A 20,679-nucleotide genomic window follows, 5' to 3' on the forward strand; every position below is an offset into this window, starting at 1 on the left:
CAAGGTGAATTTAATAATCACCTGATCAATACTCATGATGGTAAGACAAAAGCTTTAGGCAGACTATGTTTACTTCATCAGAAAAACGATATCAAAGCTGTTGAAGATTTTATTTTTCAGATGGTCAGAAATCATTTAGACCCAAAAGAAGATAAGATAAGCCTGAAACAAGAATCAGATCGTATCGCTACTGTTAAATAGGTGGCCACCAAACCACTCAGGTCAAAAAGGAACAACCCAAGGATAAAAATGAAGTTGGATTAAATAAAAAGTATTTGAAATAATGACCTTAAACTGAATGATCTCCTCCTTCCGTAAATATTTTAAATTTATATTACCTATCATGATCCTGATCATAGTTATAGGATTGGTATTTTCAAGAGTATACCAACCTGAAACCGGCATTCCTGAACCTGAGATGAGGATCAGTGCAAACGAAGCAAAGGATCATATTGGCAAAGCTGCAGAAGTTTGTGGTGATGTGGCCAATGCGCGATTCATTTCAAATATTGAAGGTCAGCCTACTTTCATTAATTTTGGTCTTCCGGACCCCAATCAGGATTTCACTGCTGTCATTTGGGGTATAAACCGATCGAAATGGAACCAGCCTCCTGAAAATATCTATTCCGGGAATGAAGTTTGTGTGCTCGGGAGCATAAAATCTCATGAAGGAACTCCACAAATTGAAGTTGAAAGTCCTGATCAGATCAACCTAAAATAATATAAAGTTTTACCGTTGAATATTTTATTCAATGCCCTTCATTCCAGGGTTAAAAATTATCTCTGCTTAAACTTTAAATGAGCTCGACATCGAATTTTCCTGATAACCTCATGATTGTTTACTTCTGATGTATTCCGTTAGTTTAATACCTATATATGCCATAGGCATGTAGGCGACCAATAGATCCAGAACATTGAACCAGATTGGCGACGGCAGTGCAACAACGTTAGCAATACCTCCCAAAAGAAAGAATATTCCGACAATCAACCCCCATTTAAAATAATTTTTTGCAGCGATCAGAGCAGTCAGAAAGCCACCAACTAACGTACCCATTGCATGTGCTAAAAAAGGCATCAAGAAATGTTTGGGCTGAAACAGATGCATTGACTCTTGCAATCCTTCCATGGTTGTTATATCTGCTCCCTCAGGTGGAGGTATTACTGAACCAGATATCAAGATAATGCCCATGTTCACAAATCCACCAACAACAAGCCCGGTAATGAGAGCGATTATATTTCTTGTTAAAGGTCTCATAGAGATAAAGTGAAATTGTTTGAGGGTCTGTGGATTATAGTGAAATTCAAGTGCAGTTTAAACGCTAATATTTCATCATAAAGCGTATGAACCAGATCGGCTCCATAGGAGCGCAGGCCTCGGCTCATAGTTTTCTTTTACAATGATGTTATCCCTATCAGAACAGTCTCACACCTGTCTCGTCAAAACAAAAAACCCTGCATAACTTAATGTACAGGGTTTTAAATTCTTGTTATGACGCTTAGCGTCGTAACATTCGCTCCTACGCATAGCGTTGAAATAAGGGTATTTGTCACTATTCAACAAAATGAATTTTATACTTTTTAATCATAGTATAAGGTCTGTTAACTGCTGTGTAGAGATAACCTTCTTGATCAGAATGCATTAACATGCCAATCTCCGGAATGATACTTTCGTTTTCTAATGTATACAGTAACTCTCCATTTTCAGAAAATAAGTCGAGAACAGTATTCAACCCCAATTTTTGAAAATTTCTGTTATAATGCTGTTTTGCTAGCTTATCAGTATCATCAATTGTGGTAGACCAATTTATGTATCCTAATAAATACGTTCCACCAACAGAATAAAGCCCCTGAGCTTCGCCATAAAATGTTATATGATTCCCTGAACCGGATTCATAAATACCTGGCTTCATGTATCTGGAAAATTCACGATTAATTTTTTTTTCCAGGTTTCCAAACATATCAAAATATAAGTAGCTATAGGACCAAACTCCTCCTACCACTATTTTATCTCCAGTTATAGTCGCAGATGAAACAAGTGTTTCATCCTCAGGAATGGAAATATCATTATCTACTTCACTATGAAAATCTGAAACCAACTTAAATGATTTCAGGGCATCTAATACAACTATTCTGTAACCAGCCTTCCCTCTTATCCCATCTACCATAACAAGATATCTGTTATCCAAAAAGCCTTTTAACACCATTCCATAACCATGTATTTCTTCTGTAGAAATGCTTTCTAAATAATCCCCTTCAGTACTTATTACATCCAACCTGGTACCATAGATATTAGCAATTACAATCATTTCATCATTAACCGCGATCCCTAATGGAGTTTCTATATCCCCAGGTCCCCTGCCCCGCTTGTCCATCTTCCAAAGAACCTCCCCATTAGGACTAAGTTTCACTAACATCTTTGCCCCATAGTCCAATATATACAAGTTACCGGAAGAATCCGTTTTCACTCCATTTATACTATTTACCCCTGACAACACCGCACTGTCATCAGGAAAATCAGAACCAAATATCTGTACTAATTCAAAAGATAGAGGAGATTCTAGCTGATCTTGCAAGCGTTCTTTCTCTGGATTATTTATAACCTCTACTTGCCCATAACTTTCAATCGCGACAAATGAACTGATGAATATGTATGAACAGATACTTAGTTTTTTATATCGCATAAAGTAAACCTATCTATCAAGATAGATACCATTTTACAGATTGCTTGACTTGAGAATAACTTATAAATGTCTTTTCCCATACTAATGAATCCGAATATAACCGGCAACTCCAATAGATTCAGCACCATCACATAAAAAATATTTCAATGAGTTAATCAGCAATGGACTATGAGCACAAAAATCTAAAGCCATAAAAAAACCCCACACAACTTATTGTGCGGGGTTTAAATCTTATCAGAGATTTATGAGGGATGAATTACATCATTCCGCCCATACCTCCCATTCCTGGCATTCCTCCGCCCATGCCACCTGGCATGCCGCCTCCGCCATTGTCATCATCGTCACCTTTAGAAGGCTTCTCAGAGATAACAGCTTCAGTGGTAAGCATCAATCCGGATACAGAAGCAGCGTTTTGCAAGGCTGTTCTTGTAACTTTAGTAGGATCGATCACACCGGCTTTGATCAGGTCTTCATACACTTCGGTACGTGCGTTGTAACCGTAAGCATCTTTACCTTCCAGTACTTTCTGAACAACGATAGCACCTTCGGCACCGGCATTGTTTGCAATAGTACGAAGAGGAGCTTCTAATGCTCTGCGGATGATTTGTACACCAACATTTTCGTCATCATTATCACCCTTTATCTTATCAAGAGATTTAATGGTACGAAGCAGGGCAACGCCACCGCCGGGTACAATTCCTTCTTCTACGGCAGCTCGGGTTGCGTGCAATGCATCTTCAACACGGGCTTTCTTCTCTTTCATTTCAATTTCAGAAGCAGCACCAATATACAGAACTGCAACGCCGCCGCTTAATTTAGCGAGACGTTCCTGAAGTTTTTCACGATCATAATCAGAAGTTGTATTCTCTATCTGAGATTTGATCTGATTTACCCGTGCCTGAATATCTTTATCTTCGCCGTTACCATCAACAACAGTAGTGTTGTCTTTGTCGATAGTTACGCGTGATGCACGTCCTAGGAAATCGAGTGTAGCATTCTCGAGCTTGTAACCGCGCTCTTCAGAGATCACAGTCCCGCCAGTCAGAATGCCTATATCTTCAAGCATTGCTTTTCTTCTGTCACCAAAACCGGGTGCTTTAACAGCAGCAATCTTAAGTGAACCACGTAGTTTGTTAACAACCAATGTGGCTAATGCTTCGCCTTCAATGTCTTCAGCAATGATCAGCAGTGGGTTTCCACTTTGAACTACTTTCTCTAGAATTGGCAGAAGGTCCTTCATGTTCGAGATCTTCTTGTCAAAGATCAGAATGTAAGGATCTTCCATTTCGGTGATCATCTTCTCAGAATCGGTCACGAAATATGGAGAGAGGTAACCACGATCAAACTGCATACCTTCTACTGTCTCGAGGTAAGTTTCAGTTCCCTTGGCTTCTTCAACAGTAATTACACCATCTTTACCTACTTTTTCCATCGCATCAGCGATCAGGTTACCAATGGTTTCGTCATTATTTGCTGAAATCGTACCGATCTGTGCGATCTCTTTGCGATCATCAATATCACGGCTCATTGATTTCAGTTCATCAATAATAACATTTACTGCTTTCTCGATACCGGACTTCAGATCCATTGGATTGGCACCGGCTGTAACATTCTTGAGGCCTTCACTTAGAATAGCTTGAGCCAAAACGGTAGCAGTTGTTGTTCCGTCACCGGCATTATCGCTGGTTCTGGAAGCAACTTCCTTTACCATCTGAGCGCCCATATTCTGGACTTTATCAGATAATTCAATTTCTTTTGCTACGGTCACACCGTCTTTGGTTACTGTAGGTGAGCCGAATGATTTTTCTATAACAACATTGCGTCCACGAGGGCCCAGGGTTACTTTAACCGCATTGGCCAACTTATCGACACCTTTCTTTAGGGCGTCGCGTGCTTCAACGTCATAATGAACTAACTTAGCAGACATAATTATCTATAATTTTAAAGTTTGTGATTTAATTTCTTGAAAAGGTGGGTTTACGAAACAATACCCATGATATCAGATTCGCGCATGATCAGGTATTCTTCTCCGTCAAGAGTAACTTCAGTACCTGCATATTTTCCGTAGAGAACTTTATCTCCTTTATTTACGCTCATCTCAATTTTATTGCCATTTTCTACTTTACCGGCACCAACCGCTATCACAGTACCTTGTTGCGGTTTTTCTTTAGCCGTATCTGGAATGATAATTCCGGAGCTGGTTTTTTCTTCAGCAGGTTCTGCCTGGACCAACACACGGTCGCCTAAAGGTTGAATCTTAGCCATTTTTATGACTCCTGTTAGTTTTGATTTTTGGTTTAATTTTTTTGGGCTATGCCCTTATTTGTTTCGCAATAGGTATTGCAACTTCCGTACCAAACCAAAATAATGTTCTGAATAAATGCCTAATAAAGTAGAAATGACTTCTTTCTCTCTTTTGAGCGAAGAGAGTCAGGAAAGCCTGTCAGTCTGTTCCAAATGCTCTGACAACTTTGCATAGGTTTCCGGAGACCAATGATCTGCCCTATCGTCATAGTTGAAACCATCCGGTAGTTCATCACCTAAAATCGGCTTCAGTGAATTACTAAGTTTTTTTCTGCGCTGATTAAAAGCAGTCCTAACCACAGCTTTTAAAGTACTGTCGGTAAAAGGAAGATCCGGTTTGTCAAATCTTAATTTGATGACCGAGCTATTGACCTTAGGCGGTGGAGAAAAAGAACCCGGAGCAACATCAAACAGAATCTCCGGAGTGCAAAACAACTGAGTTTGAACACTCATAATCCCATACTCTTTTGATGACGGATCTGCTACTAAGCGTTCAGCAACCTCCTTCTGCATCATTAAAACAGCTTCTGTAAATTGTTTCCTGTTTTCAAGCAGATCGAATAATATTGGTGAGGTTATATAATATGGCAGGTTACCAATTATTACGTTTCTCTTATTGGGATCAACGATCTCATTCCAATCCACCTTAAGCACATCCTTTTGATGGATGGTAATGTTTTCGATCTCATTCTTTAAAACCTCGACCGCTCTTTTATCCAACTCGATCACGTGAAGATCAGATATACTTTTTGCTATCCATTTAGTGAGTGCTCCAGTACCGGGACCGATCTCAATGACCCTGTCTCCCTCTTCCGCATCAACGGATTTCAGAATTTTAAATATGACATTATTGTCAGTGAGGAAGTGTTGGCCTAAACTTTTCTTTGTCTTGAATGACATACTTTTTGAATTGTTAGCAGTTAGCAGTTAGCAGTTAGCAGTTAGCAGTTAGCAGTTAGCAGTTAGCAGTTAGCAAACATGGTGGTATTTCTTTCAACTATCAAACACTATTTATTTATGATCACGGTTCTTTTAACTGAACACTGATAACTGTTTACTGCAAAAAGATTTGTAAATTAGGGTTTGGTTATTAACCTTTGATTGAATTTTAAAACAAGCCGTTTAATGAGCTTACTTGAAAAACTTGGATTGGGTCAGAAGAGAAAAGAAATGGCTCCTCTTATAGGTGAAAAAAAGAAGAAAGAACAGGAAAAGTACTCCCTAAAGAGAAATCCCTATTTAAGGGCTCTTATTATTCTGTTTTTTATCGCTATAACTGCATTCTCTCTGCCCAAAAACCCGGTAAACTCCGGGTTAAACTACACAGTAAATCAACCCTGGCGTAATGCAGATCTGACTGCCCCATTCACTTTTTCCATTCAGAAAACGGCTGCTGAACTTGAAGAGGAACGTGCAGAGATCAGAGAAAATACAGCACCAATTTTTCGACTCGATTCTAGCACACCAATTTCAATACAAACCCAACTTGATTCTATTTACCGTCAAATGCAGCCTGTATTGGATGCTTATCATAGCTGGCAGATCTCAAAAGAAACAACCCCTGCAACAGCAGATGTGGACAGTACAATTTTTGCAGAACTCCTTGAAGAGGCTGATCTAGGTCTGACTGGAAATTCCTGGCAGATCTTATTGGAAAGTTACCATAATGTGCAGGCAAATAATCTTGTACCATCTCAGTTTGTCGGTATTTCTGTAAAGCAACAGCTTGAATTGCTGATCGATCAATTAATCGATCAAGGTATTATTGACCGAAATAAAAACACTCTTAACACTGATAAGATAACGATCAGAAACCCGCGTGAAAGTACAGAACAATCAATTGATCTTGCACGCATCAGAGATCTGAGGGAGGCAAATGAATTTGTACAATTCAGGCTAAACCGAATGTTTACCGAAGATCAGGCACGCCTTGCAATGGAGATCTATAATAAGGTAATCAGACCGAACCTAAAATTTAGTGAGGAAGATACAGAGGCCCGACTTCAAGAGGCACTATCTGAGATCTCTGAGACCAAAGGGGCTGTTACTCAGGGGCAGGTGATCATTCGTCGTGGTGATCTTGTAAACTCAGAACGTGCCAATATTTTAAGAAGCCTTGCTGAAGCCCGGTCAGAAAATGCCACCAATATTGAAAAATGGGTCCGCTTTGCCGGTCAGCTCGTCATCATTATTGCAGTGACACTGGTATTCTTCATGTACATCTATTTGTATAGAAGAAAAATCACATCAGACAATAGCTTATTCTTTCTTGTTTTTCTCACCCTCGGGCTCGTTTCATTTGCAGCCGGTTTAATAAACTATCTTGACATTGCCGATCCATACATAATACCGGTGGCCATCGCTCCTATTGTTCTTACTATTATTTTTGATTCCAGAGTAGGATTGGTTTCTTCTATTATGCTGGCGAGTTTGCTTGGCCTTATACACGGCAACAGCTTTGAATACATTGTAGCCACATTTACCGCTTGTAGCCTTGGCGTATTTTCCGTGCGCGATATCAAAGACCGTTCACAGTTTTTCTTTACTACACCGGGTATTGTTTTCATAACCTATGTTATCGTGGTCGGTTCATTTAATGTAGCTGCACTAAGTGGCTGGGATATGTTTCTGTCAGACCTGATGTATATCGCCATCAGTGCTGTTTTCATATTATTCACCTATCCCGTTATTCTTATCTTTGAAAAGATCTTTGGTATAACCACAGACTTTACACTAATTGAGTTAGGCGACACAAATCAGCCTCTTCTGAAAGACCTTATGAATAAAGCGCCGGGCACCTTCCATCATAGTCTTCAGGTTGCCAATCTGTCTGAATCTGCAGCCTCAGCAATTGGGGCAAATTCACTGCTTTGTCGTGTTGGGTCCCTGTATCACGATATCGGTAAAATGATCAAGCCTGATTATTTTATTGAAAATCAGACCAAAGGCACGAACGACCATGATAAACTAAAGCCTCAAATGAGTGCCATGGTGATCAAGGCTCACGTTAGTGAAGGTGTCAAGATGGCTGAGGAACACGATCTGCCCGGCAATATCATTGACTTTATTAAAACCCATCACGGCACCTCTGTTATTCGGTATTTCTATGAAAAAGCAAAGGAAGATGAAAACATGAAGAGTATGCTTCAGGAAGATCAGTTCCGGTATGAAGGCCCATTGCCTTCGACCAAAGAAACGGGAATCCTTCTCCTGGCTGACGGTATTGAAGCCGCCTCCCGAGCCATGAAAAACCCAACTTACAGCAAACTGGAGAATCTTGTAAACCGAATGGTCGATGACCGGGTTTCTGAAGGTCAGTTGAGCCACTGTCCGTTAACTTTCAGGCACTTGCAGGTTATCAAGGAAACCTTTCTGAATATATTGGTAGGAGTTTACCACAGCAGAGTTGAGTATCCTGAAGATAGCGATAAACAACAAGATGACATCAAGAGCAAAGCTTCACTGGATACATCAACTGAACCGGTTCAGCAGAACGAACCCAAAGAAGAGTAGTTTTGGCGTTTAAACAGGAACTTGATCTGTACTTGCAGTTCATTAAACTTGAGAAGGGTTTGAGCGAGAATTCCGTGGTTTCCTACAAAAATGATCTTGAAAGATATTTCATATTCCTTGCCAGTGAAAAAAAGATGCAGGATCTATCTGGCGTAACACTTAGCCATATTGAGGACTTTCTCAATTTTTTGGTGGATGAGGAATTACTATCCGCAAGTTCTTTAGCCCGGAATATTTCAAGCATAAGAAGCTTCCACGAATTTGCGGTTGTTGAAGGTATTACCAAGGCTAATCCTGCTGAATTGGTGGAATTGCCAAAAAAAGCTTCAAAACTACCCGAGATACTGGATCGTGATGAAATCGAAGCCATCCTTGAAACACCTGATCTTTCCACTCCTGCCGGTATTCGCGACAAGGCCATTCTGGAAACACTTTATGGAACCGGAATGCGGGTCAGTGAACTTACTGGTCTCGAACAAGACCGGCTAATTTTTGAGATCGGCTTCATCAGGGTGATCGGTAAAGGCAATAAAGAACGATTAGTGCCGGTTGGTGAAATTGCTCAGGATGCCATTTCACTTTATACCGAACATGTTCGTCCTCAGTTCTTCAATCCTGAAAAAGCTCATAAAGCCAAAAATAAGGTCTTTTTAAGTGTAAGGGGAAGTGCCCTCTCCCGAATGAGCATTTGGAACATCGTTCAGAAAGCCGCTAAAAAAGCCAAAATTGAAAAGAATGTTTATCCCCATATTTTTCGGCACTCCTTTGCCACTCATTTACTTGAAGGTGGCGCTGACCTTAGGGCCGTTCAGGAAATGCTTGGACATTCATCCATCCTGACAACTGAGATCTACACGCACATTGACCGATCTTTTTTACATCAGGTTCACAAAGAATTTCACCCCCGGGCTTAACCCTGACTAAATAAAAGCTTTCTACTTTCGTTCTGCAAAAGGTCTAAACATCTGCTATTTTAGCCACGAATAAAAAATCATCTACCTATGAACATCAGCCGCTGTTTATCCCTTTTTGTAACCCTGTTTATATTTACCTCATCACTTCCCGCTCAGGTCTTTGAATCTAAGACATTCGAAAATGGCATGGTCGTTTCCGCCGATAAGTATGCCTCTGAGATCGGTAATGAGATATTGAAACAAGGGGGAAACGCTGTTGATGCAGCCGTAGCTGTTCAATTTGCACTTGCCGTAACGCTGCCAAGAGCTGGTAATATCGGAGGTGGTGGATTTATGGTTATTCACCTTGCAAATGGAGAAACTGCTGCATTGGATTTCAGGGAAAAGGCTCCAACAAAAGCAACACGGGATATGTATTTGAGAAACGGTGAATTTAAATCTGAGCTCAGCTGGGAAGGCATTTTAGCGGTTGGTGTTCCGGGCACAGTAGATGGTATGATTAAAGCCCTAGAGCGATATGGTAAAATGCCACTCGATATGGTTATTCAACCTGCCATTAAGTTGGCACGAGAAGGCTATGTGCTTTCTTATTCTCACGCTGAATCACTCAATGATCACCGCGACACCTTTAGAAAATATCAGGCCTCAGCCCGGTATTTTACGACCGGTGATACTACTTTATTTAGTGAGGGAGACCTTTTTGTGCAGAAAGACCTTGCAGGCACTCTCGAGAGAATTGCACGTTTTGGCCGTGAAGGCTTCTATGCCGGGCCAGTTGCTGATGCTATTATCAACGAAATGGAGCGATACAAAGGACTTATCAGTTACAAAGATCTTTATAATTACGAAAGCAAATGGAGAGATCTTGTTGAGGTTGACTTCAGAGATTACAAACTCCATATCATGCCACCCCCAAGCAGTGGAAGCATTGCGATAGCTCAGATCCTAAAAATGATCCAAGATTATCCTATTAAGGAAATGGGGCATAATTCTGCTGAGTATGTTCATTTGTTAAGTGAAGCTATGCGCCGGGCTTTTGCAGACCGTTCATTCTATTTGGGTGATCCTGACTTTGTGGATATTCCCCTTCAACGGTTACTAAGCCAGGAATACAATACTGAAAGAATGGCGAGTTTCTCACCTGATAAAGCTACAGCATCCTCTTCCCTTTCACATGGAGAAATTGCCGGGCACCCCGAATCTGATGAAACTACACACTTTTCAATTGTTGACAATGAAGGCAATGCCGTTGCCGTAACTACTACACTGAATGGTTCTTTTGGAAGTCACGTATCGGTTAGTGGTGCAGGATTTTTACTAAACAATGAAATGGATGACTTTTCCGCTCAGCCCGGTGAACCTAACACTTATGGATTGATAGGAGCTGAAGCCAACGCCATTGAGCCCGGAAAACGAATGCTTAGCAGTATGTCTCCCGCTATCGTTACCAAAAATGGAAAAGTGGATATGGTAATAGGAGCAGCCGGTGGTCCAAGAATCATCACTGCCACCCTCCAAAGTTTTCTGAATCGTGCTCTGTTTGATATGCGCGCACAACAGGCTACAACATTTCCGCGATTTCACCATCAATGGTTACCTGATACGATCTTCATAGATGACTTTGGACTGAGCCCCGATACTCAAAAACTACTTGAAGAAAAAGGGCATTTTATATTTCCAATGCCTGGAATTGGTCGCGCACACAATATTTATATTGAAACCGACGGATCCCTTTCAAGTGGGGTTGACCCTCGTGGGGACGGATATGCAGCTGGCCACTGATCTGCTATATCGATTTGAATTTACACTTGTTATGTGAGCTCAAGATGGCTTTATTATCAATTGTTTAAATAAAATTCACGATCTATGAAACCAACTTACGAAGCTATTTCCTGGCAAGATGATCACCTTGTAATTCTGGATCAAACACAACTTCCTTTACGTGAGATCTATTCAGATGTAAATACCATTGGTCAAGTTTGGGAAGCCATAAAAAAACTTAAGATCCGTGGAGCACCCGCCATTGGTATCGCAGCCGCATATGGTATATACCTGGGGGTCAAAGATCTTGAATCCAGAAATTTCACCAGTTTCAGTGTAGAGATAGATCGCTGGATCGAATATCTGGAATCCTCTCGTCCCACTGCTGTCAATCTTAGCTGGGCCATGAAACGGATCAAACAAACGATCTTTGCAAACAAAGATAAAGATCTGGACAAGATCAAAGAGATCATTCTTGACACGGCTAAAACTATTCACGCAGAAGACAAACGAACCTGTAAGAAAATTGGTGAAATTGGGTCCAAATTGGTGAAAAATGGAGCCAAAATTTTAACCCACTGTAATACCGGGGCACTGGCTACCGGTGCTTATGGAACAGCTTTTTCTGTTATACTACATGCCCATGACGACAATAAAGAGATTAACGTTTGGGTTGATGAAACCCGTCCTCTCTTGCAAGGAGCAAGACTTACTGCATGGGAGCTTCAAAAAACCGAGATTCCCTTCAAGTTGATAACTGACTCAGCAGCAGGGGCATTGATGAATACCGGACAGGTTGATATGGTTATAGTAGGTGCGGATAGGGTTGCTGCAAACGGGGATACAGCAAATAAAATTGGTACTTATTCCCTTGCTGTTTTAGCCAATGAAAATGATATTCCATTTTATGTTGCTCTGCCTCTTTCATCCTTTGATCTTAACATAGAATCGGGTGTAAAAATTAAGATCGAAGAACGCGATGCTGAAGAGATAACACAATTTGGCACCACTCCTATTACTCCCAAAAAAACCGATGCCTACAATCCGGCTTTCGATGTAACCCCGCATAAGTATATTACCGGCTTTATTACGGAGAATGGGATCATTAAACCTGATTTCAAGAAAAATATCAGTTCGCTTTTTGATTAGTTTTAACGGAGCTCTTTACCTTTTCTTCAGTTTTTAATGGATCTGGGATGGGGGTATCGATTTTCAGTCCATATCCAATTTCTCTAACCCGATCCATGTTAGCGGTCACCCCGGCAGAACTTCCCAATATGATTCCAATCCCAAGACTAAGATAAAGATTTATCCCGGTTAGCCAGCTAATCCCAAATCCTAACGCTGCGCCGATGAATGTAGCTAAAAGCCAGATCAAAAAGCTTTTCATCTTACTTATTTATCTCAATCGGAATTTTTAAAATAAAAGTGGTTATGTTGGTTGAGAAGTAATCCAATTCCGCATTCAATTGTTTACTGAACGCGCGGATTATACGCATTCCAATTCCACTTGATGCTTTCTTTTCAAAGTCAGAGGGCAAACCAGTACCATTATTGGTTACTTTGAGAGTAATATCCTCCTTATCACCGGTTATCTCAATTACCACACTCCCTTTCTCACCCGACTTAAAACCGTGATTGCAGGCATTCATTACTAATTCATTTGTAATCAAGGAGAATGGTATCGCACGGTCCATCTCAAGCATGATACCCTCTTGTGCATTTACGGTAAACTGAATATCCTTTTTGTCTTTTCTGAGAGATTGATCAATTCTATTGCTTAATTTGATCGCATAGTTCTTAAGGTCAACCTGACTCGCACTTTTTGTTTGAGACATAGATTCGTGAACAATAGTCAGGGATCTTATTAGAGAATGAGAATCTTTAAGAATCTGTTCGTTAGTTTTATAAGTATCACTCTTAAGCTGAAGCTCTAATACCGCCAAAACCATAGTCAGATTTGTTCTGACTCTGCTGTGAATTTCATTTAACAATTCATCCCTCTGATTCAATGCAGCATTCAGTTTAATTTCATTCTTGCGGATTTCTTGTGTCTGAGCATCAACTTCCGACTCCAGGTTTTTATTCCAGCTGCCCACTAAATAGATACTGCCCATTCCGGTAAAAAATACCAATAGCAGGGAAATCCAAGTAACGATCTCGAAAGACTCATTCACACTTATTACACTGGAATAGACATCAGAACTAATAGGAATTCCTGAGTTTGCTATCTCATTTTCGATTGATTGGGATCCAAGTAACTTTGCTGAAATGATAAACATTGCAAGCACTAAAACGATCGTCGTAATTGTAGAATAGATCCACGTCAGGGATACATCAGTCTTTTCAGGCACATTGAATATCTTTTGCCTGAACCTGTAAACAGCCGGTGTGAATAGATAGAGAATGGGTGCGCCAATGATAACGGATTGAAGGAAAAGACTCACCCACCAGCTTTTCCAGATAATAAGAGTCTCAAAAAGCGGAAGATTATAAAAGCGGCTCCAGACAAAAGCGCCTAACGAACATGCGAGAGCAGCAAACAAGGATACCACGATGTAAAAAGTAAAACTTTTCAGATCTCTTAGGCTAAGATCAAACGATACACAATAGTATGAAAGAGCAAAAATAGAAAGGCCAAGAGTGAATGAAAAAGAGTAAAGCAGGGACCAGTACCAGGTCATAGAAGCAGTAAAAGCAAGTACAAAGGTAGATACAAAAACAGGAATAAAACCCCATTCAAATCCAACCCAAAACATTAGCAACATACCGATTAGCATTGGAATCTGTATCAAAAAAACCTGTCCGATCTTATCCTGGTTAAGGATATCTGAAAAGCCAAAATAATTTTCAACTACAAACACTGAAGAGATACTGACAGTGATCAAAACGATCCATAATCCCAATAACCCTAGAATTTTTAAACTGGTTATCCCCTGCTCACCGAGAATATAATCCATGGTAAGTGGTTGATATGCGTGTCTAGCGGTTACGCCTTTTTGATCATTGACCTCCATTAGCACTCCAAATTAATAAGCGTTAACTACATCATACATAAGCATTTAAAATGCTTTTACTTTAAGAAAAGAAAAATATACAATTATCAAAGGTCAAACACATATTTATTGATGTGCTACATGAATTTATTTTTACAAGGTTTCAGTTATTTAACATTTCTTAGAATATTTCATTATATCGTTTGTTCTACATCACCATATAACGGCCGCTACACTCTCTGCCCATTCAAATAAGAATCACTTGAGGTGATTCTTGCTTTACTCTATTAAATTCTAAAAGTTTATCTAAAATTACTCTTTGGGTTATAATACCCAGTATATAGATATCGATATCTTGTAATTTTTTCTTTTCGGAAAGTACTGTAGGCTTTGAAAAGAAAAACAACTGCTTGCCAAACGAGTACTTTGTTTATACATCGATTGAATTTACTATTTGATGCCTTATCAAGATCTTTAAGGTTGGTTGTATCAGACAATCTCTTACACTCCGATTTTCAGGATCACCTGTACTGTTGCTGAAAATACCTTTGATGGTATCAAAACCGCTCATTTTGAATCGTCTTTTTATATCTGTTTAAATCCTGTAGCAGTTACATTTCATACTTCAATTTTTATTTCCAATTTTACGAATCATTTTAACGTGATTTTCATTTAATTATATGAATGAAGTCAACAACCAAATTAAAATTAAGGAGTTTATGAATACGCAAATTAAAGCTCATTGGCTTGGTCACTCAGCTTTTAAGCTGGAAAGCCAAAGCGGTAAGATCATTTATATCGATCCATTTTTGAAAGACAATCCTTCTACCCCTGAGGAGCTTAAAAAAGTAGAAAAAGCGGATTACATTTTGCTTACCCACGGGCATGAAGATCACGTAGGCGACACCATTGACATAGCAAAGAATACCGGAGCTAAGGTGGTAGGTATTCTTGAACTTGTTGAAATTTTGAAAGATGAGGGTCTCCCTGAGGAACAGGCTGTAGGTTTCAATAAAGGCGGAACCGTTCACTTTGATGATTTTTCGGTAACATTGGTTTCCGCTAATCACAGTTCATCATTTAAAGGGAAATATGCAGGTGACCCTGGCGGACTTGTGATATCGTTTGAAGACGATATTTGTGTTTACCACATGGGTGATACCAACATATTCGCAGACCTTGAACTGTACGGTGAATTATATCGACCACATGTTGTATTGGCTCCTACAGGTGATCACTTCACGATGGGTCCTGAAGAAGCTGCTTACGCCGTTGAATTGATCGGATGTGAAATCGCAGTACCAATACATTACGGAACATGGCCACCTATCGAAAGTGATCCAAATGAATTCAAGAAGATCCTTGAAGACTTAACAGATACAGAAGTCTTGATCCCTGAAAAAGGAGAAAACTTTTTAAGTTGATATAATCCCTTTTTAGATTACCCAAGCCATAAATTTGAAATATAATTTATGGCTTTTTTAATGATTTAAACATAAAAGCCTATTTCTATAAGCATTTCAGTGCTCAATTATTTTTTGTAGTATATAGAAGAAATTAAATTCAATATTTCTATTGTGCATCACAAATAATCACAACAAATTCTCTCCATGATGAAGCTAAAACATTTACCACTGCTGATTTTGATGGTCTTGTTTATCGGGTTTCCGGAAATAGCACAAAGTCAATCATCAGTATCAGAGACAAATTACAACGAATTAAAACTCCGGAATATCGGACCGGCTTTTAATGGCGGACGTATTGCAGATATAGATATTCATCCTGAGGATGAAAACACATGGTATGTGGCTGTTGGATCCGGTAACGTTTGGAAAACAACCAATGCCGGTATTACCTGGGATCCTGTTTTTGATAACCAGGACTCTTACTCAATTGGAAACGTAACCATAGATCCAAGTAATCCCAACATCGTTTGGGTTGGAACCGGTGAAGATGTCGGTGGCCGACATGTAGGTTTTGGAGATGGTATTTACAAAAGTACCGATGGCGGCGGAAGCTGGAAACATATGGGGCTTGACAATTCCCAGCACATCTCAACCATATTAGTTCATCCGGAAAATTCCGACATTGTTTGGGTTGCAGCCGAAGGTCCGTTATGGAGCAGCGGTGGAGACCGAGGATTATATAAAACGACGAACGGTGGGGAAACATGGAATAATGTTCTTAGTGAAAATGAATGGACCGGGGTTACTGACATCGTTATTGATCCAAGAAATCCAAATATCCTTTATGCCGCAACCTGGCAACGACACAGAACAGTAGCAGCCTATATGGGTGGCGGACCCGACACAGGAATTCACAAAAGTACTGATGGCGGGGAAACATGGACGGAGTTACAACGAGGACTTCCATCTTCCAACATGGGTAAAATTGGCCTAGCTATTTCCCCACAAGATCCGGATATCGTGTATGCAGCCATTGAGTTGGATCGAAGAACCGGTGGTGTATTTATGTCTGATGACAGAGGTGAATCCTGGCGGAAAATGTCTGATGCAGTATCAGGTGGAACGGGACCACATTATTATCAGGAACTTTATGCTTCTCCTCATAACTTTGGCCAAATTTTCTTGGTAAGTAATTATAGCCTTGTATCCAATGATCATGGTAAAAATTTCAACAGGATCAATAACAATAATAAACACGTTGATGACCACGCTATTGCTTTTAAAGAAAGTGATCCAAACTACATAATGTTTGGATCTGATGGCGGATTGTATGAAAGCAATGACTTCATGGAAACCTGGCGCTTTATCGATAACATGCCCATCATGCAGTATTATAAGCTTTCTGTAGATAACGCCAAGCCTTTTTATCATGTGTATGGTGGAACTCAGGATAACGGTTCCAATGGCGGACCATCTCAAACTACAAATGATGGAATCAGAAACAGAGATTTCTTTAAAACCCTTGGAGCGGATGGCCATGATTCTGCCACAGAACCCGGTAATCCTGATATCCTTTATGGTGAATTTCAGCGCGGTGCTCTTCACAGAATTGATCGCAAAACCGGTGAACCTATATTCATTCAGCCTCAGCCCGGTGAAGGTGAGGGGCATGAAAGATTCAACTGGGATGCTCCTATCGAAGTCAGTCCTCATGAACCTACTCGCTTATATTTTGCCTCGTATCGCGTTTGGAGATCTGATGATCGTGGTGATAGCTGGACTACCGTCTCTGGTGATCTAACACGCAGTCAGGAGCGCATGGAACTTGATATCATGGGTAAACAGCAAAGCTGGGATAATCCTTGGGATATCAGTGCCATGTCGGAGTATAATACCATTACTTCGCTGGAAGAATCGCCACACGAAGAAGGTGTGATTTATGCCGGTACCGATGACGGTCTGCTGCATGTAACTGAAGATGGTGGCGAGAACTGGCGACGTATTGAGCTTGACGATATAGAAGGCCTTCCATCACTGCCATTTGTGAATGATATCATGGCCGACCTTCATGATCCTAACATTGTGTATGTAACCATGGATAATCACAAGTACGGTGATTTCAGCCCCTATATCATTAAGAGTACAGATAAAGGTAATTCCTGGGAACTTATTTCCGGAGACCTTCCAGATCGCCACTTGGTTTGGAGAATGGTACAAGATCATGTTGATCCTGACCTTATGTTTGCTGCTACCGAATTCGGGCTATTCTTTACGGTTGATGGTGGAAATGAATGGGTTGAACTCAACGGCGGAGCGCCTACCATCTCCTTCCGGGATGTCACAATCCAAAGAGAACATGAAGATGTAGTAGCTGCTTCCTTTGGCCGTGGATTTTTCATTCTCGATGACTATACACCACTACGCCACATTAATGAGAAGACACTCAATCAGGATGCCAAACTGTTTCCAACACAAGATGCATTTTGGTATTCACCGGTCAATGTAGTCGATTCTCAGGGTGATAATGAGTACGTTGCTGAAAATCCACCTTTTGGTGCCGTTTTCACCTACTATCTCAAAGAAAGCTATTTATCTAAAGAAGCTGAACGTCGCCAGCGAGAACGAGAATTAGACGAAGATGAAGATGTGGCATTCCCGGGATGGGATGCACTGGATGAAGAGATTGCCTCTGAAGATCCTTACGTGCAAATTACCATTAAAGATGAAAGTGGTGAGATCATAAATCGAGTAAACGGATCCGCAAGTAAAGGAATCCATCGGGTGAATTGGGAATTACGTCATACGTCTAAAAACTGGGTAGATCCTTCTTCCGGTGGCGGAGGTTGGTTTAGCGACTCCTTCCCTGTTGTACCGGGAAATTACACCGCTGAAATGTCAGTAGTGGATAACGGTGAGGTAACAAAACTATCTGAACCAATTTCTTTCAATGTAGTTCCACTTCAGGAAGGAGCCCTTGAAAGAAAAGCCGATTCTCGCCGACAGGCATTTATGGATAACCTAATCGCTTTCCAAAAAGATCTGACTGCTACTTCAGATCTTCTAGTTGAGCAAATAGACAGAGTAAATGCCATGAAGACTGCCTATAACAGAGCTAAAGAAGAGGATTCAGCGTTGCTGGAACACATTCATGATGCCAAAATGAGACTTCTTGAACTCGATAAAGAAATGAGTGGCAGTGAAGCTAAAGATAAAGTCGGCGAAAGCGGGCCTCCTACTCCAAGCAGCCGAATGTACGTCGGCTTCAGAGCACTGAATACGACTTATGGTCCTACAGCTAACCACGAAAAAGCTGTTGAAGCCGGAAAAGCTGAACTTCAGGTTATCAAACGAGATCTGAATGCATTCATTAATTCTGAAATGCAACAAATTGAACGAGCACTTGAAACAATTGGTGCTCCGCCAATAAAAGAATAATCCTAAATTCTTAATTTGAGAATTTAAAAGGAGAAGCTATTGAGCTTCTCCTTTTTATTTTTTTGTCGGTAAATCTCTTTTCACTGCGAATTTATGAATGAAAATATTACCAAATACACAGAATCTTTTAAAATTCGAGCCAATGAAGTTGACACTCACGGTAAAGCTACCTTTTCTGCTTTGTGCTCGCTGTTTCAGGAAGTAGCAGGAAATCACGCCCTGAAACTCAATTTTGATATCACACAGTTGCAAGAACAAGATCTGACATGGGTATTACATCGAATGGATATTGAAATCTATCGATTTCCAGAATGGAGAGAGAAGATCCTAATTGAAACTTGGCCGGCTGCCGGTGATGCTTTGAGAGCTTATCGTGATTACAAAATATTGGATAATGGCGGAAATACAATTGGGGTCTGTTTAAGTTATTGGATGATGATCAACATAAAAACCAGACGCCCCTCACGTATGCCAAAAGAAGTCCTAAATATGCGATTGACGGACATTGATCATGTTTTAGAACCTAATAATAACCGCTTGAGACCCTTTAACGAATCTAATCATCCTAGATATTTTGAAGTTCGCAATTCAGATCTTGATATGAATGATCATGTAAACAATGCCCGCTATGTAGAATGGGTCATGGAACATTACTCAAATAGTAACCCATTATCCGTGAAGGCTATTGATATACAATTTTTAAGAGAAAGTGTGTCCGGTGATGAGATCACCTCAGATTATTTAGAAAAAGATAATGATACTTACCTCCACCAATTAAAGAACCAGGACGATGAGGTCCTGGTTTTAGCTAGATGCAAAAGCAAAGTATGATCAGTTTTCCCATTTCGGTGCAAAATCCGGATCGACCAATCGAGTTGATTTATCAAGATCGTCAATTGCATAGAAATCATCATCTTCGAGTACAAAGTCGTAGATATCGATGTTCTCCTTAAGATGCTCTTCGGTTGATGCTTTTGGAATGGCAACCACCTGCTCCTGCTCAATCAGCCATCTCAGTGCTATCTGAGCCTGTGATTTCCCGTATTTTTCACCTAATTTTTTTAACAGCGGATCATCCATAACCTTACCTTGTGCCAGTGGTGAATAGGCTGTGAACAATAAGTCCTTCTCTGCTGCATAATCGAGAAGATCTAATTGGTCTAAGAAAGGATGATATTCGACCTGATTACAAAAAACAGGCGCTGCCAATTCTTCATTAAGCTCTTTAAGTTTTGACAACGGAAAGTTGGCTACACCAATATTTAAGGCTTTACCCTGATCTCTAAGAGAAAGAAAAGCTTCCATTGTTTTTTCAATATCAACTTCTGGATTTGGCCAGTGAACCAACAGTAAATCAACATAGGGAGTATCTAATTCTCTCAGTGAGTTTTCTGCTACCTTCAATACATCTTTTTTATCAAGATGTGTATGCCAGATCTTTGTAGTAAGAAAGATCTCTTCCCGGTCAACATGTGACCTCTTTATCGCCTCGCCAACTTCTCTTTCATTTTTATAGCTTTGTGCGGTATCAATATGCCTATAGCCTAGATTGAGAGCCAATTTAATTGTGTTCTCACCCTCTCTGCCAATTAATCGATGTGTTCCTAATCCGATCTCCGGTACTTCCACACCCTGAATTGTTTTAAAATGCATGATAAATATTGAGTAG

General features: G+C 40.3%; 16 protein-coding genes. 8 read left to right on the top strand and 8 right to left on the bottom strand.

The window, feature by feature from the left end:
- Positions 1-298: 298 nt before the first annotated feature.
- Positions 299-721 (top strand): DNA-binding protein, encoded by a 423-nt coding sequence (locus tag ACKGJO_RS07890; protein WP_411322869.1) that lies wholly within the window; start codon positions 299-301, stop codon positions 719-721.
- Positions 722-829: 108 nt separating this feature from the next.
- Here the strand turns inward: ACKGJO_RS07890 and ACKGJO_RS07895 are convergent, their stop codons facing one another.
- The 5 genes from ACKGJO_RS07895 to rsmA all read right to left on the bottom strand — a co-directional run bounded on the left by ACKGJO_RS07895 (position 830) and on the right by rsmA (position 5,885).
- Complete coding sequence (locus ACKGJO_RS07895) at positions 830-1,255, bottom strand: hypothetical protein (RefSeq protein ID WP_411322870.1); 426 nt, start codon at positions 1,253-1,255, stop codon at positions 830-832.
- Positions 1,256-1,550: 295 nt separating this feature from the next.
- The gene (locus tag ACKGJO_RS07900) at positions 1,551-2,681 is read right to left on the bottom strand and encodes an NHL repeat-containing protein (RefSeq protein ID WP_411322871.1); all 1,131 of its coding nucleotides are present in this window, start codon (positions 2,679-2,681) and stop codon (positions 1,551-1,553) included.
- Between the two features lie 256 nt (positions 2,682-2,937).
- On the bottom strand, positions 2,938-4,608 hold the full coding sequence (groL, locus tag ACKGJO_RS07905) for a chaperonin GroEL (RefSeq protein ID WP_411322872.1): 1,671 nt from the start codon (positions 4,606-4,608) through the stop codon (positions 2,938-2,940).
- Positions 4,609-4,658: 50 nt separating this feature from the next.
- Complete coding sequence (gene groES, locus ACKGJO_RS07910; RefSeq protein ID WP_411322873.1) at positions 4,659-4,946, bottom strand: co-chaperone GroES; 288 nt, start codon at positions 4,944-4,946, stop codon at positions 4,659-4,661.
- 165 nt (positions 4,947-5,111) lie between these two features.
- A complete protein-coding gene (gene rsmA / locus ACKGJO_RS07915) occupies positions 5,112-5,885 on the bottom strand; it encodes a 16S rRNA (adenine(1518)-N(6)/adenine(1519)-N(6))-dimethyltransferase RsmA (RefSeq protein WP_411322874.1) in 774 nt (257 codons plus the stop codon).
- A 225-nt stretch (positions 5,886-6,110) separates the two neighbouring features.
- Here rsmA and ACKGJO_RS07920 point away from each other — a divergent pair, with 225 nt between their 5' ends.
- The 4 genes from ACKGJO_RS07920 (at position 6,111) to mtnA (ending at position 12,322) form a co-directional block, all read left to right on the top strand.
- The gene (locus ACKGJO_RS07920; RefSeq protein WP_411322875.1) at positions 6,111-8,498 is read left to right on the top strand and encodes an HD family phosphohydrolase; all 2,388 of its coding nucleotides are present in this window, start codon (positions 6,111-6,113) and stop codon (positions 8,496-8,498) included.
- A gap of 2 nt (positions 8,499-8,500) precedes the next feature.
- Positions 8,501-9,412, top strand: a complete 912-nt coding sequence (xerD, locus tag ACKGJO_RS07925; protein WP_411322876.1) for a site-specific tyrosine recombinase XerD — start codon at positions 8,501-8,503, stop codon at positions 9,410-9,412.
- A gap of 87 nt (positions 9,413-9,499) precedes the next feature.
- A complete protein-coding gene (ggt, locus tag ACKGJO_RS07930; protein ID WP_411322877.1) occupies positions 9,500-11,194 on the top strand; it encodes a gamma-glutamyltransferase in 1,695 nt (564 codons plus the stop codon).
- Between the two features lie 84 nt (positions 11,195-11,278).
- Positions 11,279-12,322, top strand: coding sequence for an S-methyl-5-thioribose-1-phosphate isomerase (gene mtnA, locus ACKGJO_RS07935; protein ID WP_411322878.1), 1,044 nt, complete (start codon positions 11,279-11,281; stop codon positions 12,320-12,322).
- Here mtnA and ACKGJO_RS07940 read toward each other — a convergent pair.
- Together ACKGJO_RS07940 and ACKGJO_RS07945 are read right to left on the bottom strand one after the other, a co-directional pair.
- A complete protein-coding gene (locus tag ACKGJO_RS07940) occupies positions 12,303-12,563 on the bottom strand; it encodes a hypothetical protein (RefSeq protein ID WP_411322879.1) in 261 nt (86 codons plus the stop codon). The genes mtnA and ACKGJO_RS07940 overlap by 20 nt on opposite strands.
- Before the next feature lies 1 nt (position 12,564).
- Positions 12,565-14,133, bottom strand: coding sequence for a sensor histidine kinase (locus ACKGJO_RS07945; protein WP_411322880.1), 1,569 nt, complete (start codon positions 14,131-14,133; stop codon positions 12,565-12,567).
- A 755-nt stretch (positions 14,134-14,888) separates the two neighbouring features.
- On the opposite strand from ACKGJO_RS07945, the gene ACKGJO_RS07950 reads away from it, so the two are divergent.
- The 3 genes from ACKGJO_RS07950 (at position 14,889) to ACKGJO_RS07960 (ending at position 19,841) form a co-directional block, all read left to right on the top strand.
- Positions 14,889-15,593 carry a metal-dependent hydrolase gene (locus ACKGJO_RS07950; RefSeq protein WP_411322881.1) on the top strand — a complete coding sequence of 235 codons (705 nt, stop codon included), beginning with the start codon at positions 14,889-14,891 and terminating at the stop codon, positions 15,591-15,593.
- 186 nt (positions 15,594-15,779) lie between these two features.
- Positions 15,780-19,010 (top strand): WD40/YVTN/BNR-like repeat-containing protein, encoded by a 3,231-nt coding sequence (locus tag ACKGJO_RS07955; protein ID WP_411322882.1) that lies wholly within the window; start codon positions 15,780-15,782, stop codon positions 19,008-19,010.
- A gap of 93 nt (positions 19,011-19,103) precedes the next feature.
- Entirely contained in the window at positions 19,104-19,841 is a 738-nt protein-coding gene (locus ACKGJO_RS07960; protein ID WP_411322883.1) for an acyl-[acyl-carrier-protein] thioesterase, read from the top strand.
- On the opposite strand, the gene ACKGJO_RS07965 is transcribed toward ACKGJO_RS07960, so the two are convergent.
- Positions 19,842-20,663, bottom strand: a complete 822-nt coding sequence (locus ACKGJO_RS07965) for an aldo/keto reductase (RefSeq protein WP_411322884.1) — start codon at positions 20,661-20,663, stop codon at positions 19,842-19,844. It lies immediately after the preceding gene.
- Between the last annotated feature and the right edge of the window lie 16 nt (positions 20,664-20,679).

This window comes from Gracilimonas qinghaiensis, assembly GCF_046602855.1.
Lineage (GTDB): Bacteria > Bacteroidota > Rhodothermia > Balneolales > Balneolaceae > Gracilimonas.